The sequence below is a fragment of the Ornithinibacillus californiensis genome (assembly GCF_001038485.1).
Lineage (GTDB): Bacteria > Bacillota > Bacilli > Bacillales > Amphibacillaceae > Ornithinibacillus > Ornithinibacillus californiensis.
This window is the reverse complement of record NZ_LDUE01000058.1, coordinates 106,703-132,947: the sequence shown is the minus strand read 5'-3', so window position 1 is coordinate 132,947 and position 26,245 is coordinate 106,703. Positions and strand designations below refer to the sequence as shown.

Genomic DNA, 26,245 nt, shown 5'->3' with positions numbered 1-26,245 from the left:
TCTTTTCTCCTTTCTAATCAATTAGAGCACTTTATTGTCGAATATTTATTGGTACATTAATCAATGTTCCACCTGAACTTGATTGAATAGAAATTGCTCTTGTCTCATCAGGTTGTATAGTCGATGGTTCAACCCGATACTCCCACTCTCCAAGTGCATCTACATCTACAGTTGCAAGTACTGTTCCACCTAGAGTATTTCCTAGATAAATCGTAATAGTTACACCAGGTCCAGACACACTAGATGTTCCCGAAATTCTCCACTCCGTATCTCCGGTTCTAAATTCAGCACGAGTCACTGTTAAACTGTCCAAGGTCGTTGTCACTGTAGTAGTATCAGTTGATTGACCACCAGGACCAGTTACTGTTAGTTGGAACGTTAGCTCTGCCAATTGTCTCGGGAAAATGAAACTTGCTGTTGGTTGATTGGCATTTATGATTTGAACTGGCGGACCTGATAGTTGTGTCCATTGATACGTTGTTACTTGACCTGTAGCACTTCCGCTTAGTGTTACCGACGCACCTTGTTGTACGGTTTGATCTGGCCCAGCGTTTGCAATTGGTAATGGTGCAGATTCAATAACCTGGATAGTGACACGATCTGTAGATGGTCCACCTACTCCTTCTACTGTTAATTCAAATACAAGATTTGATACAGTTTCTGGAGCAATAAATGATGGTGTTTCTGTATCTGCATTCACTAAGGTAACAGGAGTTCCAGACAATTGAACCCACTGAAATGCAGTAATTGGCCCCCTTGAGTTTGTTCCATTAAGGGTAACGGAGGCACCGAAAATAACGGTTTGATCTGGCCCAGCATTAGCAGATACCCCAATCGGATCATCAGAGGAACCTACCACAGTAACCGGAATAGTTACGGTTCCACCAGCAGAGGATTGAATGGTCACATCGGCTGGTACATTTATGAGACTCATTGTTAGTAAGCCGTCTGGTGGAATAGGTAATTCGCCTTGTCCGAAATCAACAATGAATAAATCAACAGGGTGGATAGAATCACTAGTAGTCACTTCGGTTGTAAGCATTTGGGTATTATTATCATAGACTACAGTTCCGGATATAAAATCTACTGGAACAATTTCTTTTATACTTGGTGGATTGTCACTAATATTTGTTACTGTAATCGTAGGGGGGTGGTTTTCCCCTGTGTATGTGACACGAGCAAAATACAAACCATTCTCACCTTGCATGATGGTTGGATTAAAGCCCTCGCCTGACACCATAATTTGTTGAGGACCAACATCTGAACTAGCGAATACATCGATTGTTCCCCCAGTTAAACTACTTTGTGTATAGGTTGCTCTTTCCACATCCACACCCGAGATAGTTGAAATTTTGCCTAATATGGAAAAATCCCTTGTTTCAATAGCATGATCAGGGTCTAATCCTGGTGTCGTTGCACGGTAATCTGATCCTATTCCAATACCAGGACCTTCAATTCTGAAGATATTCTGTGGCTCTCCAAAACGGTCTATCAACACACTACCAATAACGGGATGTAATACATTAGGATCACCAATATATCCAACTGGTGCTTGTGGAGCCACATCAGGATCCCATTGTAAAAATGGATCGATGCGACTAGTTGTAGCAAGTTCAAAGTCTCCACCATCTAATCCACCGATATCTTCCGTGAAATTGATTTCACCGAAGCCATCCCCATCAGGTTCCGCAATAAAAGTGTCAACCCCATACGGATGTGTTACGACATATTGTTCATTTGGTTGTAAGCCATCTACACGAATTCGTACACGACCGAATACAATTTGTTCTCCTTCTCTTGGTACTTCATTCACAAAGGCAGCTTCTAATGCTAAAACTAGCCTTGCTCTTTCACCTGTTCCTGTTTCCATCTCCGCTTCAGCTAAATAATAAAATGCCTCCCCAGGATAATTATCAGGAAAAGAAACGGGTAGGGTTTGATTAGGCAGGTCAGCAGGGGTAATACCAGAGTATGGGTCATTAGGATCTACATTCAATTGTAGTCGTAATCCATTTTCATCTTTATACCATACAGGAAACCCGTCAAAAGCACTTATAGGACCTACTTCCATAAACATCCTCCTTTAAAACATATTTTTAGATAAGAAAAATCTAGTTCGTTCTTTTTGACAACATAGATGTCTAATTCCCTCGTTATTATCATTAATGTCGATAACAGTGGTTAAGTGCGGAAAACAAACGTTTATACCATAAAATATTGTTGATAGTAGGTATACAACTAATTCTCTAAGTCTAAGAACGAAATGATTATGTATTAGAAGAAATAATATGGAGCAATAGGTGTTAACAGTCTAGATAGGTGTCTTGGGAAATAGTTTCCGTCATGTCAACTTGTGAGATATTTATACATATTCTGTTATAGGGTGATGGTGATGAATGAGAATTTGTTTGCACTCGTGCTTTATGCGAATTTCGTAGTCTTTCTTATTCTATATTCCTTTGTTTTTCAGATACGAAAAATGATTGGTTTTCAATTAGGAATGAATATATCTGTGGCGACAGGAGGATTAATGGGATTAACTTCTGGAATGCTATTAATTTTTCTGTATCCATTTCACTTTACATGGATAACGATTATTTCAACCTTAATTGGTATGTTGGTCGGGGCGCTATTTGGAGCGCTTTTTGATTATCAAACCATGTTAACAGGTTTAATTAATGGGCTTATGTTAGGAATTATGGCACCAATGTTGGGATCTATTTTAACGAACCAATTCCTAATTATGTTAGTCCTAGAGGTGCTTGTCTGTTCGATAATTATTATTTTAGTAATTTCTATAAGGAGGTCTTGAGGTTCAAATGGTTATCATTAATGCACTTGGAATATGGAATTTGATTGCAACAACCGTCTGCTATGTCATGTTAAGGAGGAAAAGGGCATTATTTGATGATCGATTTGCAACAACTATTACAAAAACCGTAACGTTGACTGTGACATTGATCCTAGGTATCCATTTTTCGGTTATCTTCCCATTTGAATTATCCAGCATATTTGCACATACCTTAATACTTGGTGTCTTTATCGGGTTTTTGTTTGGATCATTGGTAAAATATCATTCTATTTTGATCGGATTCTATCATGGGATGGTCGGTAGTTCCATGGGAGTAATGATAGGGGAAGTCTTGAAGAACCCTCAATTATGCAGTATTCCAATTACATCATCCAAGCAAATCCTTGTAAATATGCTTTACCTATGTGGGTTTACTACTTTCCTTCTTACATTCATCCTTAGTCTTGTCTTATATTCTTTAAGAGTTTAAGGAGGTGAAAGGAATTGAAAAAGAAACTTATCATCTCAATTTCCATCCTAATGGGCTTTGTTTTAGTATATTATTTTTGGCCACGTACGATTGAACTACCCCAACTTGGTACAATAGAGGATCCGCAACTAACGTCAATTAGTGGGAAGGAATTTCAATTTTCTACTACGAAACCAAAACTGGTCGCCTTTTTTTATACGTCTTGTCCGGATGTGTGTCCGATGACCATTATGGATTTAACGAAATTACAAGAGAAATTACAAAATGAAGGGGTAGGAGAAAATCAATACGAGGTGATATTGATTACGTTAGATCCAGAAGATGATACCGTTGAAAAAATAAATCAATATAAAAGTCAATTTAAAACTAATGATAATTGGTTTTTTCTAAGGGGGACGGTTGAAGAAACAAAAGAGATTACAGACCAATTTAACATGGTGTTTAATAAAGACAGTAGTGGCTTTATTACCCATAGTACGATTATGTATTTATTAGATGAGAACAATCGAATTCGGGCTTATCATGATATGAACATAGGAAAAAATGCAGTTAATTTAGATGAACTTGTAGAAAATATTCTTATACTTTTACATTAACTAGTGCCTAATCATGTAACAAGTAATATATATAACCTACACTATTAGGGAAAAACACCATAACATATCAGTAATTAGCCCGCTTATATGGATATATGGAGGATTAATATGAAGGGTGATCGGAAGGGACGTACAGTTAAGCAAAACAAAGCAGTAAAGTCAAAAGGGAATCCGTCATTCTCATCACCGACTAGTGCAGTTTCTGCTGAAGAAACTAGAATTCTTACAGAGCATATTAGCCAGCAAAATTTATTCAAACTAATTCACTTATATGAACCACATCGTAAAACATTGATACTAAAAAAATTCTTCAAGATGAAACGAAACCAAGAAGTCGTCATAACCACGGTGATTGAAGAAGAAGCAAGGATTTTAGAAGGTAAGGTTTCGGCTATTGGTCGAGATTTTGTCATGTTAACGAATCTACAAAGAAGGATCTGGCTTCCTTTCACTTCTATCGAATCTGCCACGATTCCGTTTGGTACCCCAACTTATTCCAACCCACATCAGCATCATATATACGATAATCAGTTACGCCAAAAGCTAGTCCTTCAATTTGGTGAGACAGTAACCAAAAGGGATGCATTAATTCAACAGTTTTTTGAAGAGTCTATAAGGACAAATTTGCATTCGTGGAAAGGTAGTTGGGTAGAGGTGAAAACTGCTAGCCAAAGCCATTTTGGAAAAATTATTAAAACGGATGAAACATCTTTATACCTTCAATTAGTAAAAACGGAATCAATCATTCCACTTCACGAAATTCAATTAGTGGCAACGGTAAGAATTTTTTCACTATGGAAAGAAGTATTAAAGTTGATTTTTTAGCCTGAAAAGGAGAGGGTAAGATGGTTGAAAATGAGGATCGTGTATTAACAAATTTGGAATGTAAGCTTGGTGAACAGTTATTAGTTATTACGCAAGCAACACAGTTGAATTTATTAGGGCAAGTTTTTCGTCCTGTTTTCTGTGGAACGATTAAAGATGTTCAGGAAGGTCATATTACGTTGTCACCTGTCATTATTAAGATGGTCAATGCACCTTATTATGAATGCCCGTTTCCTTTAAGTATTCCACTAGAGCAAGTTGTAGCATTTTCTACTGAAGTACCATGTGACATGGCATTCCCATTAACATAATGGAGGGATAGAAATGAAGAATCTAGAACAAATGGATATGATCAATGCTAGAAGAGATGATGCAATAGTAGAGCATTTTGTTAGAAATAAAGGTCGTAAAGTATTTATATTAACGGAATCATTTCCGTTTATGTTTATTGGAAACATTAAGGATGTTATCGAAGACATGATTGCCTTAGATGTACTGACAACTAATGTTGCAGCACTAGAAGGCAGAGAATGGTATATTCATATCCACTCGATTAATGTTTTCTATATTGAAACAGGAATAGGAGAGAAAATTCCGGATTTAAAAGATTGATAGAAATGAGGATGTTTCTATGATAAGAAAATATCATGTTGTGGCAATTCCTATTCGGATTGTTGTCAATACATTTGGAGATCATAATCCAAATGGAATGATGTATGTGTTAAAGGAAAATGAACAAAAGGTAAAGGATTTAGTTAAGAAGAATCCATTTACTCCGGTTGAACTAGTTGAGCCACTTGTTATCCGAGCGAATGAAGGGGATACAGTAGAAATTTTGTTTGAAAATAAACTACCTTTCAACACAGGTATTCATTTTCAGGAAGCGGAATATGATGTCTGTGACTCTGATGGTGCCATGGTTGGTTACAATAAGGATAGTACGGCTGCACCTAATGAGTGTATGTTATACCGTATTCACGCAGTAAGGGAAGGAAATTATTTCTTTTCCGACCTAGGTAATCCATCAAGTAGTGAAGATGGATCGAATTCAAATGGACTATTTGGTGGATTGTGCGTACAAAACCGATTTTCCTGGTGGACAGATCCTGTAACGGGGGAACCTAAGAATAGTGGGGCTTACGCAGATATCCACCATCCGATTTTACCATCATTTCGGGAATATGTTTGGATGTTCCATGATGAGATGGAAGTGAATGATGTTACTGGAAATCGTCCCATTAATCATATTTCTAATCAAGAGGAAGAATCATTTCATGGAGCTAATTATCGTTATGAACCTGAGAATAGGCGATCTCAATTACTTGCAGAAGGGGTAGTATGCCCGAATTGTGAAGGGGAAGAAGTCCATCACGATTCATGGGTTTTCGGAGATCCTTCATCACCAATATTAAGAGGGTATGTAGGAGATCCAGCCAAAATCCGTCTATTCCATGGTGGGGAAAAAGAAACCCACGTATTCCATTATCATGTACATCAATGGTTAAGTGATTCAAAGGACCTGTCATCTGAAGTATTTGATGCCCAGGCAATTAGTCCGCAGTCTCACTACACGATTGAACCTCTTTACGGATTAGGTAGTTTACAAGGTTCCTATGGGGATGTCGTTATACATTGCCATCTTTACCCTCATTTTGCTGCAGGGATGTGGGGGATGAACCGAATATTTGATACTCTTCAAGACGGTAGCCAGTGTTATCCAAATGGTGTTCCAATTCAAGCCTTACAACCATTACCTGACCGTGAAGCCCCACCTAAACCAACCGAATTACATCCTGGTTTTCCAAACTTCATTCCAGGTAAAGTTGGTAATAAGGCCCCGCGTCCACCATTAGGTATTAAAGGTGGAAGAAATATGACGGAACTGGAAACGAATGCTGCCATTGATAGTCCTAGACCTGGTGCTGTATTTACGGACCCATGTCCAAAAGGGGTACCAGTAAAGGAATTTAATATATCTGTAATCGAACTTCCAATTGTATACAATAAGCAAGGCTGGCATGATCCGAAAGGGCGAATATATGTCCTGGATGAAGATTTGGAAGATGTGCTTTCAGGGAAAAAGGAACCGGAGCCACTTGTCATCCATGCATCTGCACATACTTGTTTGCAAATCAATTTTACGAATAGGCTACCACATATATTAGACGGGGATGCTTTTCAGCTCGTTACTAGAACCTATGAATCAGGATTCCATATTCACTTTGTGAAATTTGATGTTCTTGTTTGTGATGGGGCAAATGTTGGGTGGAATTATGATTCTTCTGTTTTACCAGGTGAAACTATTCGTTACTCATATTATGCCGATGTAGAGTTAAAAGCTTGGTTCTTTCACGACCATTTATTCCCACTAGCCCATCAGCATCATGGTGTTTTTGGTTCAGGTGTCATTCAGCCAAGGTTTTCCAAAACGCTTGACCCGAAGACTGGGGAAGAAGTTGATCACGGAACTCAGGTGACGGTAACTAATCCGTTAATTGCTAACTATCGTGATTTTGTATTATTTGCCCAAGATTTCACGCAAATGTTCGATCAAGATGGGAAACCACTCAATCCACCAAATTTCCCAGGCTCCCAAGATGATCCAGGTTTATTTGGTGTAAACTATAAAAATGAACCATTACAATTCCGCTTAGGTCCTGATTGTGACCCTGCATATAGCTTCAGTTCTCATGTTCACGGGGATCCAATTACCCCGATTTTAGAAGCTTATGAGGGTGATCCAATACGAATACGCTTGTTGCAAGGAGCACAGGAGGAGTCTCACAGTTTTAATGTTCATGGCTTAAAGTGGCATAAAGAACGAGGGAATCTGCTATCAAAACAGGAGAGTCAGCAACATATTGGGATATCAGAATCCTTTACGTTTGAAACGTATATACCAAGAGCGGGTGACTATTTGTGGGCTTTTGAAACAGAGGAAGATTTATGGAATGGACTTTGGGGAATAATTCGTGCTTATGATGAGAAGGTACCGCATCTTATTTCGCTTTCAGACCGACCAGCCCCTTTAAAGCGTTCAAAACCATTGCCAAAAAGTAGTGGAAAGAATCCGCCACCAGCAGTAGATCCTACCAATGCGCTTGCATCGGGACCTATCAAACGCTTTGATATTGTCGCTTTTCAAATTCCAATTCAATACAATGATTTCGGGGATCATGACCCGCATGGAATTATCTTTGCGTTACGAGAAGATATGGATGACATTATAAAGGGAAGGAAGCAACCACAACCACTAATTATCCGTGCAAATAGAGGGGATACCGTCGATGTGACATTAACGAATATGCTAAAAGCTGATTTATTTCCGTTCAAAGATGGTATTTATCCGTATCCTGAAGTGAAGGAACAAGCATTTTATCCACCTTCCTTAAGAATTTCTCTTCATCCACAATTACTAGATTATGATGTCAAAACTTCTGCCGGTGAAACAGTTGGATTTAATGATGATCAAACAGTTGGTCCTGGGGAGAAACGAACGTATCGCTGGTTTGTTGATTCTTCATATGGCGCGTGTGGTTTATGGGATATGGCAGACATCCGAAATCATAAATCGCAAGGAGCATTTGGTGCATTCATTGCTGAGCCAAGGGGAACGGAATACCTTGATCCGTATACACTTCAGACAGTGAAAACAGGTGCCAATGTGATTGTGAAAAATCCGTTTTTACCAAAAATTAGGGAATTTGTGTTGGTCATGCACGATGGTGTAAGACTACTGGATAAAGATGGCCAGCTAATTATTGACCCTATTGACGGGATCCTATTACCACCAGCAGAAGCGGAAGAGGTTGACACGTATGATCAAGGCTCACGGGGCTTTAACTACCGAAGTGAACGTTTAATTAATCGATATCGAAAACACCCGGTACTACACGAACTATTTTCCTCTATCACTTTTGGTGACCCTTCTACTCCGGTGTTTGAAAGTTATGTTGGGGAACCGATAACCATCCGGCTAGTGACACCTGCTGAAAGAAGACGTTCACATACATTCCATCTACATGGTCACCGCTTTCGGTTTGATGCAAAAGATATGAATTCTCGAGTAGAGTCTTTTGCTGGTTTTAATGTAGCTGGTGCGATACGTGATCTTGAACTCATTAGTGGCGCAGGAGCAACGAATGGATTTCATGGTGATTTTATGTATCGATCAGGCAATATTCGGTGGGATATAGAACAAGGCATGTGGGGGATTATGAGGGTACATCGGGAATTGCAGGAACATTTACCCCCCTTAAATAATAAATGAGAATGAGAAGGGAAGGATTCTTTTCTTCTCATTTCCTTACATAAGGTTAAACTAGGGCTCATATATGAAAGATTGGAAAGGTGGTGATATAGATGAAAACAGTAATAAAACAGGAACTACCGATAGTAGATCATGCACCAGTAGAAGACTTTTGTATAAATGAACGATGTTGCAAAGAAAGATATCCATCCCAAACATACCCCTCGCCAACGAGTTGCCTTCCTTTAGAACAGCTTAAAGAGTTAAAAGCGAAAATCGCGAGGGCCAATAGACTATTATTGGACTTAGCCTTGGATAACGATAGAACTCCTGAAGAAATCTTTCGCAATGCGTTTAACGGTCTAGAAGGTTTAATGGTAGAAGTAGATTTAGAGATAGGTAGTAAACTCCTGGGGAAGGTAGATACAGTAGGATTTGACTTTTGTGTTTTGCTAGATGAAGAAGGTGAAGTGGTTCTTCCGTATAGACAAATCATCAAGGTTAAACCATCTGGAAGATACGCAGAACCAGATAAAGAGTCATCCCAAATAGCCATCGAATCTTGTTTCCGCCGAGACTTAACTTATTATTTTGGGGAAGTCGTCGCATCATCACCGATGCTCATACAGTTGTTTTTTGGAATGCGATTCAATATTTTTCTTTTATTAGTGGAAGCAAGGAAAATTGAAATTACATTAGATGGGGAAACGATAGAAGGATTCGTAACAGACATCAATAAAGAAACCATCGTAGTAAAAGTAGGAAAGGATATCAAAGTTATCTCCTTTAATAAGATAGCCATGGTAAAAATAAAGTAACGATATGACTGATTTATTATCATAAACATCGGTAACTAATTTAATGGAACACATTAGAATACAGCATCAAAGAATTAATCCTTTGGTGCTGTATTCAGTTCGTGTCTTTTTTTATGGTGATTGCTTTAATCTGATCAAATGGAATGATTGTATAGGAAAGGTTATTGTCATTGTCATGATGATGAATCTGGTGATTTTCCTTTACTTCTGATTGATGCTGATAGGGTATTAGTGGCTTAAAACTAGCCTCCTCCAGTTGTTCTTCTGGAGGTTTAGAATCGGAACTAGCCTCCTCCTGATATTCTTTTAGAGGTTCACTATCGAAATGATTCTGGTATTCTCCGTTTTTCTTGTTCTTATGGCTATTTTCTAAAGAAGCTTGGATTTCGATAGTTGGCTCTTCGTACATGCTGTTAATTATAAGATGGTTTACTTTGTTTTTCTTCATTCCATTCGGTACATACTGTTTCTGGCTATGTTTGTCAATTTGTTTGTTGTTATCACTCACTGGATATTCTAGTTCATTTACCATATCCTCGAAAGCATCTAGCGTCCTAGTGGAAACCCATTGAAATCCGCAAAATATGGAAAGTGGAATCGTAACATTATTTTTGTGGGATAATTTCTTAGTGGTAAGGTTTATTGGAGTCAAAATAATAGAATTACAACTTTCAAGGTATGCATTGAATTTGAAAATTGTTGTATGAAACAGGCGGTTCAAATTATCTGTACCAACTGTTTTATAAACTTCTCCATTTCGTAGATAGAAGAGAAGATACGGTAATTCTTTTTCCAATGCAGTTACATGCTCATTCTGGGAACGAGCATGTAAGTTTTTAAAGATAGTAATCATGGTTTAGTAAACTCCCATCAGAACTTTTCTAATTAATTTAGAAAATGTATTTTAAGTGGGGGATTGGAACTATTTAGTAGAATTCTTGCTGTGTATTGAAGTTAGATGTAATAAGGTTACCCGAGGGTAACGCTAATGGCATCTACAATGTGTAGAACAATTCCCAAGATGTTTTAGATCATTTATTTTATCTGTTGAAAAGATTAATGAATGGCTTTTTTCTCCTTGATCTTGAGTGTCTTCTGATTCAATTTCAGTTTCTTCATTATCTTGTTCACTTTCATCTTCCGTATCAGGGAATGATGTTCTGTCTTCGCCAACAATCAATTCAACAAAGTTCGATCCAACATGATAGATTTTCCCTTGTACAAGTTCATCATTTTCCAAACGCACCTCAACTGTACTGCCAACCAGTTGTCTCAAACGAAAGTTTAAACCGTTTTGTAGGCCGCCTAACCGTAATCTAAAATTATCATCACAAATAGAACGTCTATAAGAATGATGGTGACAACAGCCTCCACCCTGATGGTGGTCGCGATGTCCACATCCACAATGGTGACTCCTGTTGTGACGACGATGGCAGTCACAACTTCTATTTTGCGGATAAGAATCGGAATGATGGATTCTATTACCACATTGTGAACAAAAATTTTCTTGCATGGAATTTCCCCTTTCTAACATTTGTTCGTATACCATACATCTAAAATTGATTAAAAAGCCATGTTATCCTACTTTTATACTATGATTAACTTCAAACATTGATTGGACTATTAAACCGTCTTTGGGAATTTAGTGATTCCACGAATTCGGCATTCCATGGGGAAGGTACCATGGATCGGCAGAAAGTCATAGGGGATAGGTTTCTGATCTCATGGTTGAACCGAGGTACCTGTCCCCGTGGATCATAGCAGGTTGTTGAATTTGTCTATCAGGAAAACTATGAACGACTTGTAGAAGTGAAGCGGAAATATGACCCAGATAATCGTTTCTGCCATAACCATAATATTGTTCCTGAATAATAGTGGGGAAGCTCAAGATCCGTGGATTTTGGGCTTTTTTTAATGGGTTTTTCTGTTGGGCTATTTTGTGAGGGGTTCTAATCCTTAACTTGGCGGTAGAAATGGAGTGAGTTGATGAATAGAAGGGTTCTAATCATTAACTTGGAGATGGAAATGGAGTGAGATGAGGAATAGAAGGGTTCTAAATGTTAACTTGGCAGTGGAAATGGATTGAGATGAGGAATAGAGGGGTTCTAATCGTTAACTTAACAGTGAATTTGGAGTAAGATGAATAATAGAATCTATCAAATCGTTATTTTGGTAGAAAAATTGAATTGAGTTGGAGAATAGAAGTACGCTAATCATTAACTTGGTTAAATTTAGTGGGCGAGTTAAAGAATAGAAATTCTCCATTCATCAAAGGTGAAACAATTTCATTAAAAATACCGTCTAAACTACTAAAGGAGACATTAGTTATGAAGAAAAAGTATCTACTTATTATAATAATCATGTTCATCTTAAGTGGGTGTAATACGCCTGGACAAATTAATAGTAGTTCACAAGGAGATAAGCCTCCTAATGCTTATATCGAGATTGACGGTGAAAGATTTGATACGAAGCTAGGCACCTATTGCTGGAAGTCACTCGGGTATGCTGAATGTGTGGATACGGCTGGACCGAAACAACTGTTAATGGATGAGGACCCAATTCAGGTGGAAGCTGGTGCAACTGTAATGTTTGGTATGGATTATAAGCCGATGCCAAATAAGGTCCATTTAACTCAGTCTAGTAAAGATGGTGAAATGGATGTTACTGTTACGGACCATACTTTTACTGCACCGGATGAAGAAGGGCTTTATTATTACTATTACGGAGTTTGGTGGGAGAATGGCAATGTCTCTGATGGGGATGCTTTTTATGCATTTGCGTTGGAGGTTAAATAGTGATGGCGATTGTTCAATTGGAGCAGTCGCTGCTTTTATGTGAAAACCTTTGACCACACATTATCTAAAGAGAGATAATTAAGATAGAAGAGGTGTTATAAGTGAAATGTGGAGCAAAGCGATATCAAGTTGAAGCAGAGCAGAATGGTGAAAAACAGAGTAAGTCAATCATTGCGCGAACGCCCGCAGAAGCTAGAAAAAAGTTCCGTTCCACGTTCGGAGCTGATGCTCAAATTAACACGGTTAAAGAGATTAAACGAGGCACTTATTAAAATATTTCAGAATAAGAATGAATTATAGTTTATAGAGTATATAAAATGCTTTATGAAAGGAGGAAAATGATGAAGCGGTTTATCTGGTTTATGATACCTTTCTTAGTCTTGGGTGTTGTTCTTGCTGTTTATGCAGAAGAGGGACTATATGGTAATGATGAGGAATCTATCATAAGGGTAATAAACTCTATTGAAGGATATGAAAACATGTCCATTGAAATCCTAGAAATAAAGGACTTTATAAATGAACGGGTTGTTCCAATTCTGGCCGATGGCAGTCCTGGTTATATTGAGTTTGATCAGGATAAAGATGGGAATTATAAATGGAGACATTTAGAGGTAAGGAACCAAGAGACTTTTAGTACATTTATTCCGAACGTTATGGAAGAAATGACTCCCTTTTTGATTGTTACAAACGGCGAAAATGATATTGCCAAAATGACAGTAGATATTAATGGGCAACCTACAGAAGTAGAGTTTCAACCAATGAAAGCATCGGTTAAATGGATTGAATTGCCCAATTTAAAAAACTCATTTACAGATTATAGATACTATGACAATAGTGGAAACCTAATTGAATAGAGCTATGGGTGGGGACAGTCCCTCTGTGAATAAGTTCACAGAGGGACTGTCCCTACTAACATATTAGGATTAGGTCTTGTGGAGTTTGGGTGTTTATGTCAGAATTTTACGTAAAGATAATCTAGAAGCTGAGTTACTAATTCCAATAGAAGAATAGAGGTATGTTATGGAACTGTTTTTCACATATGTATTAATAGGTTTAGCAATAGCAATGCCTGTTGGAGCAATAACAGTGGAAATGTCCAAACAAGGAATGAAAAATGGATTTTTGCATGGTTGGGCAGTTGGTTTAGGTGGGATGACAATTGATTTATTATTAATTGCGGCTCTATATCTAGGGCTAGCTTCAGTTCTACAAATCCCATTTATCCAGGTACCTATGTGGCTTGTTGGTGCAGTGTTTTTGCTTCTAATTGGCTATGATTCTATTAAAAATGCAGATAAAGATATTACCCTTAAGGGAGAGAGACCTACAAAATCGATACTATCATCCTACCGAAACGGCTTTTTGGTCGCCATCTCACCTGGTAATCTCGTATTTTGGTTAAGTGTATTCGGAACCGTGCTTACCCAATCCTATGATACTTCCGAACCTGCACAATTTTTTATGATTGCTTCAGGAATTATGACAGGTATCTTGATCCATGACATCGGATTACTTACGATTATTGCTTTCACTAGGAAATTGATGAGCCGTAATATGATCAGGATTTTTTCAATTCTAGCAGGAATTTTACTGCTCGGATTTTCTCTTTATTTTATGTATGAGTTTTACATAGGAATAACGGAGTACATTTTGTAGTGGAGGATTTAATAAAGGAGGAGAAGATTGAAAAAAACGATAATTTTAATTATGATTTTGTTTATTATAACCGGTTGTACGACAGAAGCACTCCTTCCTAATAAAGAAAAGTACGACAATTACTTATCAGATCGGGAATATTATTACGCTTTATATGTAGTAGTTTCTGATCGCGATGATAGGATTAGTAGTGAATTACTAAAAGAAAATGGAATTACAGTTGTAAAATCAATGCAAGAGGAGACTATACCTCAAGGCCATAGCCCACTTTTTGATGAAATAGAAGAAATCCCCTATTATATAGTCTTTGATACAGAGTATAAAGTTTTCGAGACAAATAATAGGGAAGAGTTAATAGATTTCTTAATTGAAAAGTCGACGACTAGCGATTTCTAAAAATGGTTTGCAAATAATGTTTATGTAAGCACCTCCCTAAAAAATAAGGAGGAGGTGCTTGCCGTATGGTTCATCTTCTTAAACCAAATCAAGATTCTTACTAAATAAGATAACAATAACTAAAATAACAATAACTAAACTTACAAACAGTATCGATCGTTTTCTTGATGTTTTAGCTTTTTCTACTTCACTCCATCTAACTGGTCGGATGCCACTTAGGGAAAAGACAATGATACCAGCTAAGATGACAGCGGAGATGTTTCCTGCGAGCAACAGCATGGACCCATATGCTTCTTTCCACATTCTTGCCCCTAACGTCATGCCTAGTACTACATTTGGTGGTATAAGAGCTACTGCAACCATTACCCCCACAAGAGATCCAGGTAATTTATTGAGCGTGGATAGTGCCCCGGCAATGCCAGTGACAAATGCTAACACAATATCTGCAATATTCACATGAGTTCTGGAAGAAAACTCGCTACTATCAATAGGTACAGGGAAAAAGAAAGTAAAACCAACGGATATAACTACTACTATGACTACTGCGTATAGCAACGTCATCATAGATCCCCGAAGTATAGTACTATCACCTAAAATGGAAGAAAAAGCAATGGATATCACAGGTCCGAGCATTGGTGCGATTACCATTGCTCCTATAATGACTGCGGGGCTATTCTGAATAAACCCAATCGTAACGACGATTGCGGCAATGATAATCAATAGCGTATAGTTCAGTGTAATATTGCTAGTCTTTTTAATGGTTCCAAGTAGTTCTTGCCGACTGACTCGCTGCAGTTTACTCGCATCTTCTTCTTTTGTTTTCTCTCTCTGTTTTTTTTCTTCCTCCGTTAATCGAGCGATGTATGTTTGAACTGGAAAAAGCAACACTTCAAACCCTTCCATAGCTTTTGCTTGTTTTTCAAGGTAATTTAATATATCTTCCGTCTTTGTTTTATCAACGAGAATCCGGATATGTGTTCGATCAATTGGTTCATTAGAAATCCAATACGAAACAGATGGGAAGTCTTTCAAGGATGCATCTACGTTTTGGAAGTGCTGCTGTGGTACATATGCCTCAATTAGTTGTAATTCCATTGTACCGCTCCTATTGCAATGTATATTTTATTAATATCTTTGCCAGAAAGTACAGTTATTAGAAGTGGGGTAATCTGGAGAAGTTATAGCAGGAATCCGTTTATAGATGTCAGAATTTTATGTTAGAATTAAATTAGATTACAAAACCTGGATAAAAGAGGGGTAATATGAGCCAAAACTACGAGTCAATAAATTGTATTTTCCTTGATGCAGGTGGAGTCCTATTTGATACGCCAATCAGAGGGGAAGATATAAGTAGATAGGAGGTAAGCGAATGAAAGAAAGAGATAATCGAAACTTAGATAAACATATTGTTCGCAACAGCCGCGATAGTGATAACAATATGTGGTCACACGGGCGTAACGCTGCTACAGGATTCACCTTTAAAGGATTATTTATGCTGATTGGATTGGTAGTAATTGTTGCCATTATAAGAGGGATATTCTTCTAATCTAGCTAAAAAACTAACTAACAGAGGAGAAACAGAATGAAAGGGCTCATCATCAAATCACCATGGATCGAATTAATTTTAAATGGGGAAAAGACTTGGGAGATTCGGGGTTCCAATTCAAAGATTCGAGGGACCATTGCACTGATAAAGAGTGGTTCTGGGAAAATATTTGGGGAAGTGGAACTTGTTGAAAGTATTGAATTATCGCTGGAAGAGTACCAGAAGAGTAAGAAGTTACATGGTGTAGAGAGTGGAAATGCTCTGGAATTACCTTATAAGAAAACGTATGCTTGGGTGCTTGCTAATCCTAGAATCTATAAGGAACCAGTACCGTATAAGCACCCAATGGGGGCAGTTATTTGGGTTAATCTCTCAGAATGAGATTCAAATGAATTTTGAAACAAATTGACTGTGAGAAACGTATTTATAGTAATGGTCTTTCAGGGGGGATTGAATGAAGAAGAAAAAATTACTAAAGCTTTTAGTAATAGCAATTATTTTTATACTTTTCATCTTTATTTTTAGAGAGATTTTTATTTATAAAACAATAGAAGAAGTTCTGTCAGGTAAGATTGATGAAGAAACAGAAGTAAAGGGGATTATTGTTTCGATTGGCCAGAATAATTGGTTGAAACGAAAAATAACGCCAACTATTAAAGATCAAGAGACAATGACGACTATATTGGAAGGATTTAGGAATATGGAATTAAAAAAACTTGGAAATAGGAGTGACATCGATAGATATGATTTAGATTATTCGCTTCAGATAATCGCTAAGAATCAGGTTGCTGAAAAGCACTATTCCACAGAAACGGTGCATCTATTCTTCGATGAAAATTATCTCGACGTCAATGGAGTTCCTTATGAGATTATTAGTGAATCTCATCATACGGATGTGATTGAAGAAATTCTAAATAACGATGAGATTGAATGGGATGAGTATTAATACAAAGAGTGATTGAAATAGAAAAAAAACGCTCGGTATTTCGTCTAACCAAGCGTTGTAAAAGCTACAAATTTTCTGTGTCAATTCTAGGATAGTTCTGCTCTACTGCAGATTCCCGGGCATTTCTGTTGTGCCGTTCATCTGTGGAGACTGCTTCTGTTTTTTCGTCACTTGCCTTAGATGCTTTGTACTGATTCAAATCCTCATCGTTTCTATCCACCATGCTGACACCTCCTAGTAGTACTATGCCCACATTCAAGTGAAAAAACTAATGAAGAAGAAAACATCTGAGGAAGTTAATTGTTTTGCGCCAGCCGTCCTAGAGGTCCATCCTCCTTAATAATATCTTGAATGTCATATACAGAAATCGGGAACATCGGAAAACCAAATACATATGGCGTTATATCATATAGTTGGAAATAAATGACGAGTGTTTTATCAGCAATATAAAAGTCTTGGTTCGGACTGATTTCTTTAAAATCATCGATCAATTGGATATCTCTTTCTTGAATTTGTGCTTTGATAATGGTGGATAACCTTTCGACATAATTACTATCCGGTTTAAAAAGATCCGCTAATTCGCATTTCTTACCTTTTTCCAGATCAAATGTTAATGACCGTATATACGTCATTCCGTGTGCTGCTTTGTCGTGATAGGTGTAGTTGGTAAGAGTAAGACTTAATACATCACGTTGATTATTTTTAATTTCATAAGTTCCGAGCATCTCTACTACGGTTGATGGCATCTCGGCAATCTGTTGATTGATTAAACTCTGAGTCTCATGGATAATCGATTGATTGATATATCTTTCGAGCATTTGATTTTTCATACGAGTAACTTGGGGGTAATAAACTGTCTTATCTCGACCACCACTTACCCAAAGCGTCTGAATGTCTACTGGGAAAGAAATAGGCATTTTCCTCACACCTTTCTAGCATATTGTATTCCGTGGGAAATAAGGTGTGATAACGCAAATGGAAATCTATGGAATTTACTCTGAATATTTGTGTTATAGTGATGGTAAAGTTTGCTAAAGGAGGGGCATGTATGAAGCTTGGTAGAAAAGTAGGTGAAGGTGGTAACTCCGATGTGTTTGAGTGGGAGGGCAACAAGGTCATTAAACTAGCAAAACCAAATACGAATCTTAGCACCTTGAAAAGAGAATTTGAGAACACGTTAGCTATGTGGGAAATGGGTTTATCAGTTCCTCGAGCCTACGAAATTGTGGAGTTTGATAATCGACCAGGTATTGTTTTTGAACAAGTTCATGGGGAAACCCAAAAAGAACGCTTATTCAAGAGTATTCTCGAACAATCAAATGAGGAACAGCCAGAAATGACTTGGAATGATGTTCGGCTTACAGCTCGACTATTAAGCGAAGTACATCGTTCAGCACATGAAGCATTACGACCTCAAAGAGACTATTTAAAGCGACAAATAGTAAGTGTAGATTATCTAAGTGAAGAGGAAAAAGAGGAAGCTATCCGGATGTTAGATAGTTTACCTATTGAATCGAAAATTTGCCATGGAGATCCGAATCCTAACAATATATTAATTAGCAATGGGAAAGCAGTATTGATAGATTGGAATGATGCGACGAGCGGTAATCCAGAAACTGATATTGCAGAATACATCTTAATGATTCGATTTGCTGTTTTACCTCCAAGTACACCACAACACATCGTTTCCTTCTTTGATGCTACCAGAGAGAGGATAATAGAAATTTTTATGGGCGAATATACACATCTCACTGGCACGACATATGAGGACATTGAACCTTGGATTGTTCCAATAGCAGCCCGCAAGCTATCAGCAGATGCGATTAGTGAGGAAGAAAAACAATTACTAGTTAATGAGATACGATTAAGACTGAAGAGATAAATGAGCTAGGGGGATTCAACATGGATACAACCAAACAAAATAGCGACGCATGGGATAAGAAAGTGGAAGAGGGCTCTAGATATACTCAAGCAGTTAGCAGCGATACGATTGCTAAAAGTAAATCAGGTGATTGGAAAATCACAGTTACTACGGAAAAATCAGTCCCAAGGAATTGGTTTCCAAAATCAATAGAAGGATTAAAAGTTCTTTGTTTAGCTTCTGGGGGAGGACAGCAAGCACCCGTAATAGCTGCGGCTGGTGCAGATGTCACCGTTACGGATATTTCTAAGAAGCAATTAGAGCAAGATGAAATGGTTGCAAGACGTGATGGATTAACACTTAAAACGGTACTTGGTGATATGACAGACTTACGTTATTTTGAAGACGAGCAATTCGATCTGGTTATAAATCCTGTTTCCAATCTATTTGTAAAGGATGTTCAACCTGTATGGAATGAGGTATCAAGAGTACTAAAGACGAATGGTATCTTAATTGCCGGATTTACTAATCCTCTCTTATGGATTTTTGATGATAATCAGGAAAGAAAAGGAATTTTGGATGTAAAATACTCCATTCCATCATCCACATTAGATTATTTGCCAGAGGATGAAGTGAAAAAATATATCACATCTGGGCAGACAATTGAATATGCCCATACGCTAGAGGATCAAATTCAAGGACAAATAGATGAGGGGTTTGTTATTACAGGTTTCTATGAAGATGATTTTGGTGGAACTAGAATTATAGACAACTATATTAAAACGTTTATTGCAACGAGAGCTATAAAGCTAAAGATAGATTGAATTATCTTGTTAGATCGGAAGCTTAGGGGGAAGATATGATGATTTGGGGTATTGTATTCTTTATATTAAATGTAGCGCTAATCTTTTATGTTATTTATAGTTTATCCGCTATTAAATATCAGTTGAAGTTAATCTCTAAATACTTAGACATTAAAGATGACGAAGAAGTAGAGAAAATTAGTAACGAGGAAATTGAGAAGGAATTAGAGCATAATTTTAAATAAAGATTCTCAACAAATGAAAGAAGAGGAAAATGATGGATGAATTAATTCAGAAACTAGCAAATAAGATTAGCAAACATAATAACAAAATGATCATTGGAATCTCAGGGCATGGTGCTTCGGGGAAAACAACCATAGCTGAAAAGTTGAGAAAAGCTCTAGCACCGGATGAAGTTAATTATATCAACACAGACCCGTATATTATTGGTTCCTCGCTTAGGAAATACGCGAAAATAGGCTACCAGTATCATAATGAAGAGCATTTTTACAAAATGACCGCTTGCCACCCAGCTGCTCATAATATAGCAGGACTTGAGAGGGACATACAGATGATTAGGGATGGCTTTGGTTTTAAAACGATCGACACATCGTATATGCCAAGTAAGTTAATCTCCTCCCAGAACAGAGTAAGTATAGTGGAAGGGATGAGTGTTGCATTCACAAAGCCGGATTTATATGATCTAACCATTTATCTATATACCGATGGAGATACTGAGTTTTCTAGAAGATCTGTTCGAGACATTTCTGAAAGAGGTATGGATATTAATTATTTAAAGCAGTCACATGAGGAACGTCGAATTCAATATGAATTGTTCATGCATCCGTATCATCAGAAGTTTGATATCGTTATTAAAAACGATGATGAAGGTCTCATCTTGGAAAAAGAAGAAATTGAAAGGTGAAGTTACGACTTAGCATGTTAAAATAAATAATTCCATCATTCACTAGACTGATCTTTAAAAAACCACCTAAAGTAAATATGGGATAAATAGTTAGTTAACCCCATTGTTAGTAGACTCCAATACCATGTCCATTTTTTGTAACGAATTAGTTTGGTGTACTTAAGAGCAAGTGACTCGAAAACAGTTATTATTGCTGAGTGGAATAAAATATAAAGCAGTTTTATAAAATTATTCTTCTTTTCGGGATAATACAAGTTAAAGATCGTACATAATGCAGGATAAACAAAGTATTCAAAAGTAAAACTGGACTTAATGGTCTTTTTGAAAAAAAGACGCTTTGGATAGGAAATAAGCTTATTTTCTACTACAAGTAATCCAAATAGCCCCGTAATTAATTGTTTAAATGAAAAAGCTACTTGTGCTTCTCGGATTCTATTTTTAGGAACGTATTTAATCAATAGTAAAGCAGTAACGATCCATGCCGATACTTCTACTGTTTTTTCTAACTTATTACCCATGTAATTCACCTCTATAAATAGAGTGTCTTATGCTGTGGGTTTTTATGTGCGCTGACTTGTATGAAAATTAATGCCTTACAGAACAAATATACAAAGCAGCATAAATTGGTTATCCAAATCGTTTCAGGGCTTATCATACGGGATTAGAAGGGGGAGTAATTGATGAATCTACAAGCAATCTTTATAGACCGTGATGGAACAATAGGTGGTACTGGACATTTTATTCATCCTAAAGATTTCACCCCATACCCATTCAGTAAATCTGCATTACAACTATTAAAAGATCATAACATCAAAATATTTGCCTGTACCAACCAACACAGAATTAGTAGAGGCGAAGCGACAATAGATGATTTTTACAATGAATTTATGACATATGGATTTGATGATGCATTTATATGTCCGCATAGCCCAGATGATAATTGTAATTGTCATAAACCAAAACCAGGATTACTGCTAGAGGCTTCGGATAAATATAATTTGGATCTATCGAAAACAGCTTTTATTGGTGATGTTGGTTCAACGGATATGTTAGCAGCTCATGCAGTAAGTGCAATCAAAGTATTAGTACTAACTGGATGGGGACATAATTCTCTACATCAATATAGAGAAAAATGGAGAAATACAGAACCAGATTACATAGCAGTAAACTTGTTGGATGCTGTTAAATGGATATTAAAATATGCATAAAGAAGAGTTATTAAGGTGAGGTAACCTTTTTAGTTAAACTCTCAATTAAGTTTTTGGAATATTGTGTTATTATTAAAGTGAAGGTAGATATGTACGGAAAAAGGGTGACTAAATTTAACTAAGGAGTTTAATTATGAAAAGGAATATTTATATGCTTAGTCTAACAGCGGGTATAGCAATTGCTATATTAACAATCATGTTTTACTCTCAAGCTGGCAAAACGAGTAATGTTCAAGTTAGTATCGGAGATTCCAGTAAGTTTACAGAAAAGGAAATAAACGAAGCTGTAGATGCTGTAAAAAAGAAATTTAGAAGTTTTGAAGGATGTGAACTTACGGATTTATGGTATTCAGAGGCCGAATCTGATAGGTATTCCAGAGATTATTTAACATACGGTAAGGGTTCAGACGACATGAAGGATGAAAATGTAATTGTTTTATTATCTAATTTTATTGTGGATGCTTCAGGTGGCGATGGGAGTTTCAACCCAAACTCAACATATGTCGATTGGCAGTGGATATTAGTTAGAGACAGTAAATCGGACAAATGGCGTGTGGATGATTGGGGATATTGACGGGGGGAACTGAAATGAAGAGGTTCTTATATTATTTTGGTTGCACATTGGTTGTCGGTATAGTTCTGTATATTGGTGTGAAATATCAGACGCACCTACAGATAGAAGGGCAAAAAACATTTGAGCCACAGTCTTATATCGCTTTTAAGAGCGTTTTTCCAATTATTATTGGAGTAATATTAGGATTACCGAAGCTGATTTTAGTGGCTAAAGAGAAGACTGAATGGACTTTTGATTGGATAAAAGCAATGGTAATTGGGTTGCCAACATTATATGTCACCATCTTACCAATCATAGCTTTTGACACACCTTTTGGGGCGAACTTACCATTTGTATCTGAAGTGTTGACTTTGGGCCATACCATGATCGTTACTACAACTGGGATTATCTTTGGATATGTATTAATCGATAGCTTGAAGCGGCGGTGAATTGTTTATTTGTTAGTGGATGTCTATAGTTGAATCTCTTTTTACACTGCATTTTAAGGGGGAGGATAATGAATATATTAACATTTTTAATCGTAACGTCGATAACAGTTTTACTTGTTAGTACTATAATGTCTAGGATCTTTAAGGATGAAGATAAAAAGGACAAAGGTTTTGAGTTAATATATTTTAAGTTAACTTATAGAAGGAAATTAATACGTGTTTTGTGGGGGATTCCCATTGTATCTCTTCTATATCTTGTAATTTACTTACAAGGTGGTTTAAATTCAACTGAACTTAAATACATTGGTATTGCGTTTTTTCTGATTTTTGCCATAGAAATTGCCTACAATTATGTGAAATGGAAAAAGATCGAGAAAAAAGCTTAACCTTGGGAAGGTTATTGGTTAAGTAATAAATGAAATGTGCTTTACAGAAGATGAACTCTTTTTAAGAACACTAACAAAGGATTGATAATTTATGTCCAGTAATAGAAGAATTCTTTTAGATTTAGCAGTTACGTTGGATGGTTTTGTTGAAGGAAAAAATGGGGAAGTAGATTGGTGTATCATGGATTCCGATATGGGATTTACTAATTTCCTAAATCAAATCGATACCATTATTTATGGAAGAAAAAGCTATGATTTATGGGGGGAGTATACACCGGTAGGAGAGTCTGATGAAGAAAAGGATATGTGGGAATTAATTCATAGTAAAGATAAGTATGTGTTTTCTAGAACACAAAAAGGAACTAATACTAATGCTGTTTATATAAACGATAATATTCAAGAAGAAATAAATAGATTGAAGAGCAAGACTGGTAAAGACATTTGGTTATATGGAGGAGCGGATCTAATAACAACTTTTGTAAATCTGGGGCTGGTTGATGAATTTAGGTTATCAGTTCATCCAGTTGTCTTGGGAGAAGGAAGACCTTTGTTTGTTGACATTAAAAAGAGATTCGACCTTAAACTAGTTAATTCAAGAACTTTTTCTTCTGGAGTTGTTCAATTGATTTATCATAAAGATTGAGGAGAGTCGGGTTGATAATATACCTCTAAGTTACATCTTCTGTTGATCTGTGCGAAAGGATAGATTTAATTTGAGCGGTATCAGTAATAGTACCCTGAAAACACATAAATTTAGTGCCTTATTAATCTTGATTATATTATTTGTTGGAGGTTGTTCACCTGGTCATGGTGAAGGAGGGGCATTAAGCAAGAAACAAGTCTTAAAACTTTACCCGGATGCAGATCTATTCGAATTTGATGGTTATGTTTATAAGACTGGTGTCGATTGGATTGAGGATGAGGAGTTAACAAAAGACGAACAAATAGGTGTCATATCCGAGGGCATGGCAAATAAATTGCCAGTTGGTTCAAAAATTTTCTCGGTTAAGGAGAAGAAGCCTATCCTAATTGTTGAGTATAATGGTTTGGAGAAAAGATACTTAATCCAACTAGGAGAGTAATTAATTCTAGAATATAAGAGGACATGAATTAAACAAAGTGATGAATGTATCACTTTTTTTCTTTTTTGGAAATAAGTAGTTGGAATATTATGTTAGTATAAATGTATAGAGATATTGTTTATTGATGGGTTTGCTCAAAGGGGGAAGTATTTTTGTCCTTATCAAATAATAGAATTAGAAGCATAGTGTTCATATTAATCATATTACTATTAATCGCTCTCAATGTTTATCAATATCAAGATAAGCAAAAGTACATCGATTACATGTCGGATAACTTAACTTACGACTTTGGCAATATGAATAGTATTATTTTACGAACGAATTTTGTATTAAATAGGATATTATCTACTGAAGAATTAACGAAAGAAGATGCAAGCTACTTAAAAGATGCAGCTGCTCTTATTACTAGACAATTAATGGATTATCGTCAAATTGCAGTTTATGATTTAGAAAGAATAGCTTTTGACGAATTACCCAATGCTTCCGAAATTGCAGCTGCGGATATGGCAATTTTCTATGGAGATTTATATGCAGAATATCCTTCTACTAAGGAATCCGTAGCGTTAAATGAGGAGCAACTTAAGAAATTTCGAACGATTAAACAAATAGTTGAGATTTGGCATGAGGAAGTTGAAGTACACAGTGCGATTGTGAATCCAAGTAAGACTGTAGAAGAAACGGCCGAATTGTTTCTCGATGGGGAATATCCAGATATCTATGAAGAAGGAAATATAACAGAAGAGCACTGGGTCGACCATTTGGTTAATCTTTCTAACAGAACTGAAGCGCATCTTAAAGAATATTTCATAGATACAGACCATGGTTTAAGGAAATATTTGTCTGAAAGTTGATTGTCAAAGGAACTAAATAAGTACAGGAGGAATTTCAATGAAAAGGGTAGGTAAATATCTAGGCCTTACTTCTGGTGTTGTTAGTGTACTGTTATGGGTTGGTCTGTGTGTTGTGGTTCTAACCTCAACTTCTCCATCGTCTGATCTAGAGCCTATTATTAATACGTTTATATCACTGTGCCTCCCAGGGTGTATAGCAATATTAGCTTCCTTAACGTCAATGAATTTCTTAATGTTAATAGCTTTTGTGTGGTCATTGCCAATCAGTTACTATATGGCGGGAACTCCCGGTATATTTGCATTGTTTGGTGCTACCTGTGCAATGTATCTTATTAGTTTTCTTATAATGTTCTTTATGAAGCTAAGGGGTATAGCGGTTAGTAGATTTAATGGGGCACGTTAATGCGATTGAATTTGGGGAAAAGTTACTGCTTACGATTTAGGTTTTCTCTGTTAAAACTGGGACTGTATGAAGGAGGAAAATCATGAAGAAAGCGTTATTCGTTTTATTTACAATAATAGTGGTTATCCTCGCTGTTGGTTGGTTAATACCAGATAAGTACTCAGACATACGTAAAGCAGAGTATACAAAGTACGACCATTTAAAAGAAGAATTTGGAGATAAAATATTAATAAAAGACAAAGACAAGATTAACAGGTTAACCAAAGTATTAAATAAAACAAAACGAGAAAATGCCCAATACGAAAAAGCCTTTCATGAGGATATCATACTTACGCTTTACTATGAAAATGGTGAGAAAGAGGATATTTATATTTGGATTGAATTCGGTCAACGTCCTGGATTTGATCTGCTAGAAAGTGAGAAAGGTACGCTTAAGCTTACAAAGGAAAAGTATAGGAAAGAATTAGTAGAGATATTAAAGTGATAGAATGAAGAACGCTCAAATAGATTGGTGTAAATGTTAAACGAGACGATCATTATTATAGTGATCGTCTTTTCCATTTAATATTACCACCTGGAAATATGTTACTATTGGTTTAAAGATTTCTAACTACAT

Annotated in this window: 36 protein-coding genes and 1 pseudogene; 30 read left to right on the top strand and 7 right to left on the bottom strand. The window is 36.7% G+C overall.

All coding sequences use genetic code 11. The annotated features are described in order from the left end of the window. Positions 1–31: 31 nt before the first annotated feature. A complete protein-coding gene (locus tag TE34_RS14755) occupies positions 32–2,071 on the bottom strand; it encodes a PKD domain-containing protein (protein ID WP_047985573.1) in 2,040 nt (679 codons plus the stop codon). A gap of 321 nt (positions 2,072–2,392) precedes the next feature. Here TE34_RS14755 and TE34_RS14750 point away from each other — a divergent pair, with 321 nt between their 5' ends. From TE34_RS14750 to TE34_RS14715, 8 genes are all read left to right on the top strand, one after another. After that, a complete protein-coding gene (locus TE34_RS14750) occupies positions 2,393–2,812 on the top strand; it encodes a hypothetical protein (RefSeq protein ID WP_047985572.1) in 420 nt (139 codons plus the stop codon). Positions 2,813–2,819: 7 nt separating this feature from the next. Beyond that, complete coding sequence (locus TE34_RS14745) at positions 2,820–3,281, top strand: hypothetical protein (protein ID WP_047985571.1); 462 nt, start codon at positions 2,820–2,822, stop codon at positions 3,279–3,281. A 14-nt stretch (positions 3,282–3,295) separates the two neighbouring features. Further along, positions 3,296–3,877, top strand: coding sequence for an SCO family protein (locus tag TE34_RS14740; RefSeq protein ID WP_053075097.1), 582 nt, complete (start codon positions 3,296–3,298; stop codon positions 3,875–3,877). Positions 3,878–3,985: 108 nt separating this feature from the next. Next, on the top strand, positions 3,986–4,702 hold the full coding sequence (locus TE34_RS14735) for a hypothetical protein (protein WP_047985570.1): 717 nt from the start codon (positions 3,986–3,988) through the stop codon (positions 4,700–4,702). 20 nt (positions 4,703–4,722) lie between these two features. Next, positions 4,723–5,013, top strand: a complete 291-nt coding sequence (locus TE34_RS14730; protein WP_047985569.1) for a hypothetical protein — start codon at positions 4,723–4,725, stop codon at positions 5,011–5,013. Positions 5,014–5,026: 13 nt separating this feature from the next. After that, the gene (locus tag TE34_RS14725) at positions 5,027–5,314 is read left to right on the top strand and encodes a hypothetical protein (RefSeq protein WP_047985568.1); all 288 of its coding nucleotides are present in this window, start codon (positions 5,027–5,029) and stop codon (positions 5,312–5,314) included. A 19-nt stretch (positions 5,315–5,333) separates the two neighbouring features. Continuing rightward, positions 5,334–8,972, top strand: coding sequence for a cupredoxin domain-containing protein (locus tag TE34_RS14720; RefSeq protein ID WP_047985567.1), 3,639 nt, complete (start codon positions 5,334–5,336; stop codon positions 8,970–8,972). A 92-nt stretch (positions 8,973–9,064) separates the two neighbouring features. Next, positions 9,065–9,769 (top strand): hypothetical protein, encoded by a 705-nt coding sequence (locus TE34_RS14715; protein WP_047985566.1) that lies wholly within the window; start codon positions 9,065–9,067, stop codon positions 9,767–9,769. A gap of 94 nt (positions 9,770–9,863) precedes the next feature. Here TE34_RS14715 and TE34_RS14710 read toward each other — a convergent pair whose 3' ends face one another. After that, positions 9,864–10,622 (bottom strand): hypothetical protein, encoded by a 759-nt coding sequence (locus TE34_RS14710; protein WP_047985565.1) that lies wholly within the window; start codon positions 10,620–10,622, stop codon positions 9,864–9,866. 132 nt (positions 10,623–10,754) lie between these two features. Continuing rightward, positions 10,755–11,282, bottom strand: a complete 528-nt coding sequence (locus TE34_RS21090) for a hypothetical protein (protein ID WP_157037646.1) — start codon at positions 11,280–11,282, stop codon at positions 10,755–10,757. Positions 11,283–11,557: 275 nt separating this feature from the next. On the opposite strand from TE34_RS21090, the pseudogene TE34_RS21755 reads away from it, so the two are divergent. The 6 genes and pseudogenes from TE34_RS21755 to TE34_RS14685 form a co-directional block, all read left to right on the top strand. After that, positions 11,558–11,641: pseudogene (locus tag TE34_RS21755) on the top strand (BBE domain-containing protein); the annotation flags it as partial. A gap of 455 nt (positions 11,642–12,096) precedes the next feature. Next, positions 12,097–12,564 (top strand): lipoprotein, encoded by a 468-nt coding sequence (locus TE34_RS14700; protein WP_047985563.1) that lies wholly within the window; start codon positions 12,097–12,099, stop codon positions 12,562–12,564. Positions 12,565–12,665: 101 nt separating this feature from the next. Next, positions 12,666–12,836: a hypothetical protein gene (locus TE34_RS21250; protein ID WP_169749104.1), complete on the top strand. Its 171-nt coding sequence runs from the start codon at positions 12,666–12,668 to the stop codon at positions 12,834–12,836. 69 nt (positions 12,837–12,905) lie between these two features. Beyond that, entirely contained in the window at positions 12,906–13,418 is a 513-nt protein-coding gene (locus TE34_RS14695) for a hypothetical protein (protein ID WP_047985562.1), read from the top strand. 166 nt (positions 13,419–13,584) lie between these two features. Next, the gene (locus TE34_RS14690) at positions 13,585–14,220 is read left to right on the top strand and encodes a LysE family translocator (RefSeq protein ID WP_047985561.1); all 636 of its coding nucleotides are present in this window, start codon (positions 13,585–13,587) and stop codon (positions 14,218–14,220) included. A gap of 27 nt (positions 14,221–14,247) precedes the next feature. Then, complete coding sequence (locus TE34_RS14685; RefSeq protein ID WP_047985560.1) at positions 14,248–14,616, top strand: hypothetical protein; 369 nt, start codon at positions 14,248–14,250, stop codon at positions 14,614–14,616. A 78-nt stretch (positions 14,617–14,694) separates the two neighbouring features. On the opposite strand, the gene TE34_RS14680 is transcribed toward TE34_RS14685, so the two are convergent. Beyond that, positions 14,695–15,711 (bottom strand): TIGR00341 family protein, encoded by a 1,017-nt coding sequence (locus TE34_RS14680; protein ID WP_047985559.1) that lies wholly within the window; start codon positions 15,709–15,711, stop codon positions 14,695–14,697. A gap of 274 nt (positions 15,712–15,985) precedes the next feature. Here TE34_RS14680 and TE34_RS21085 point away from each other — a divergent pair, with 274 nt between their 5' ends. From TE34_RS21085 to TE34_RS14670, 3 genes are all read left to right on the top strand, one after another. Beyond that, the gene (locus tag TE34_RS21085) at positions 15,986–16,162 is read left to right on the top strand and encodes a hypothetical protein (RefSeq protein ID WP_157037645.1); all 177 of its coding nucleotides are present in this window, start codon (positions 15,986–15,988) and stop codon (positions 16,160–16,162) included. Positions 16,163–16,198: 36 nt separating this feature from the next. Next, the gene (locus TE34_RS14675; protein WP_047985558.1) at positions 16,199–16,543 is read left to right on the top strand and encodes an ASCH domain-containing protein; all 345 of its coding nucleotides are present in this window, start codon (positions 16,199–16,201) and stop codon (positions 16,541–16,543) included. Between the two features lie 73 nt (positions 16,544–16,616). Next, positions 16,617–17,108 carry a hypothetical protein gene (locus TE34_RS14670; protein ID WP_047985557.1) on the top strand — a complete coding sequence of 164 codons (492 nt, stop codon included), beginning with the start codon at positions 16,617–16,619 and terminating at the stop codon, positions 17,106–17,108. 64 nt (positions 17,109–17,172) lie between these two features. Here TE34_RS14670 and TE34_RS21080 read toward each other — a convergent pair whose 3' ends face one another. Then, positions 17,173–17,331 carry a hypothetical protein gene (locus tag TE34_RS21080; protein ID WP_157037644.1) on the bottom strand — a complete coding sequence of 53 codons (159 nt, stop codon included), beginning with the start codon at positions 17,329–17,331 and terminating at the stop codon, positions 17,173–17,175. 73 nt (positions 17,332–17,404) lie between these two features. Then, positions 17,405–18,025 carry a DUF3298 and DUF4163 domain-containing protein gene (locus tag TE34_RS14665; RefSeq protein ID WP_084710724.1) on the bottom strand — a complete coding sequence of 207 codons (621 nt, stop codon included), beginning with the start codon at positions 18,023–18,025 and terminating at the stop codon, positions 17,405–17,407. A gap of 131 nt (positions 18,026–18,156) precedes the next feature. Here TE34_RS14665 and TE34_RS14660 point away from each other — a divergent pair, with 131 nt between their 5' ends. From TE34_RS14660 to TE34_RS14645, 4 genes are read left to right on the top strand one after another with little or no spacing between them, the layout of a single operon-like run. After that, positions 18,157–18,990 (top strand): aminoglycoside phosphotransferase family protein, encoded by an 834-nt coding sequence (locus tag TE34_RS14660; RefSeq protein WP_047985556.1) that lies wholly within the window; start codon positions 18,157–18,159, stop codon positions 18,988–18,990. A 20-nt stretch (positions 18,991–19,010) separates the two neighbouring features. Continuing rightward, positions 19,011–19,793 carry a class I SAM-dependent methyltransferase gene (locus TE34_RS14655; RefSeq protein WP_047985555.1) on the top strand — a complete coding sequence of 261 codons (783 nt, stop codon included), beginning with the start codon at positions 19,011–19,013 and terminating at the stop codon, positions 19,791–19,793. Positions 19,794–19,831: 38 nt separating this feature from the next. Further along, positions 19,832–20,017, top strand: a complete 186-nt coding sequence (locus tag TE34_RS14650; protein WP_047985554.1) for a hypothetical protein — start codon at positions 19,832–19,834, stop codon at positions 20,015–20,017. Between the two features lie 32 nt (positions 20,018–20,049). Beyond that, a complete protein-coding gene (locus TE34_RS14645) occupies positions 20,050–20,697 on the top strand; it encodes a uridine kinase family protein (RefSeq protein WP_047985553.1) in 648 nt (215 codons plus the stop codon). 35 nt (positions 20,698–20,732) lie between these two features. On the opposite strand, the gene TE34_RS14640 is transcribed toward TE34_RS14645, so the two are convergent. Continuing rightward, positions 20,733–21,215: a CBO0543 family protein gene (locus TE34_RS14640; protein ID WP_047985552.1), complete on the bottom strand. Its 483-nt coding sequence runs from the start codon at positions 21,213–21,215 to the stop codon at positions 20,733–20,735. Positions 21,216–21,374: 159 nt separating this feature from the next. Between TE34_RS14640 and TE34_RS14635 the strand changes: the two genes are divergently transcribed. The 9 genes from TE34_RS14635 to TE34_RS14595 all read left to right on the top strand — a co-directional run bounded on the left by TE34_RS14635 (position 21,375) and on the right by TE34_RS14595 (position 26,113). Beyond that, the gene (locus tag TE34_RS14635; protein ID WP_047985551.1) at positions 21,375–21,905 is read left to right on the top strand and encodes an HAD-IIIA family hydrolase; all 531 of its coding nucleotides are present in this window, start codon (positions 21,375–21,377) and stop codon (positions 21,903–21,905) included. Between the two features lie 133 nt (positions 21,906–22,038). Further along, positions 22,039–22,479, top strand: a complete 441-nt coding sequence (locus TE34_RS14630) for a hypothetical protein (protein WP_053075096.1) — start codon at positions 22,039–22,041, stop codon at positions 22,477–22,479. A gap of 14 nt (positions 22,480–22,493) precedes the next feature. Further along, positions 22,494–22,907: a hypothetical protein gene (locus TE34_RS14625; RefSeq protein WP_047985550.1), complete on the top strand. Its 414-nt coding sequence runs from the start codon at positions 22,494–22,496 to the stop codon at positions 22,905–22,907. Between the two features lie 68 nt (positions 22,908–22,975). Further along, positions 22,976–23,293, top strand: coding sequence for a hypothetical protein (locus TE34_RS14620; RefSeq protein WP_047985549.1), 318 nt, complete (start codon positions 22,976–22,978; stop codon positions 23,291–23,293). 91 nt (positions 23,294–23,384) lie between these two features. Next, complete coding sequence (locus TE34_RS14615; protein WP_047985548.1) at positions 23,385–23,936, top strand: dihydrofolate reductase family protein; 552 nt, start codon at positions 23,385–23,387, stop codon at positions 23,934–23,936. A gap of 70 nt (positions 23,937–24,006) precedes the next feature. Further along, positions 24,007–24,375, top strand: coding sequence for a hypothetical protein (locus TE34_RS14610; RefSeq protein WP_236687166.1), 369 nt, complete (start codon positions 24,007–24,009; stop codon positions 24,373–24,375). Positions 24,376–24,527: 152 nt separating this feature from the next. Beyond that, on the top strand, positions 24,528–25,226 hold the full coding sequence (locus TE34_RS14605) for a hypothetical protein (RefSeq protein ID WP_047985547.1): 699 nt from the start codon (positions 24,528–24,530) through the stop codon (positions 25,224–25,226). A gap of 37 nt (positions 25,227–25,263) precedes the next feature. Further along, entirely contained in the window at positions 25,264–25,629 is a 366-nt protein-coding gene (locus TE34_RS14600) for a hypothetical protein (RefSeq protein WP_047985546.1), read from the top strand. An 82-nt stretch (positions 25,630–25,711) separates the two neighbouring features. Next, a complete protein-coding gene (locus tag TE34_RS14595; protein WP_047985545.1) occupies positions 25,712–26,113 on the top strand; it encodes a hypothetical protein in 402 nt (133 codons plus the stop codon). The last annotated feature ends 132 nt before the right edge of the window (positions 26,114–26,245 follow it).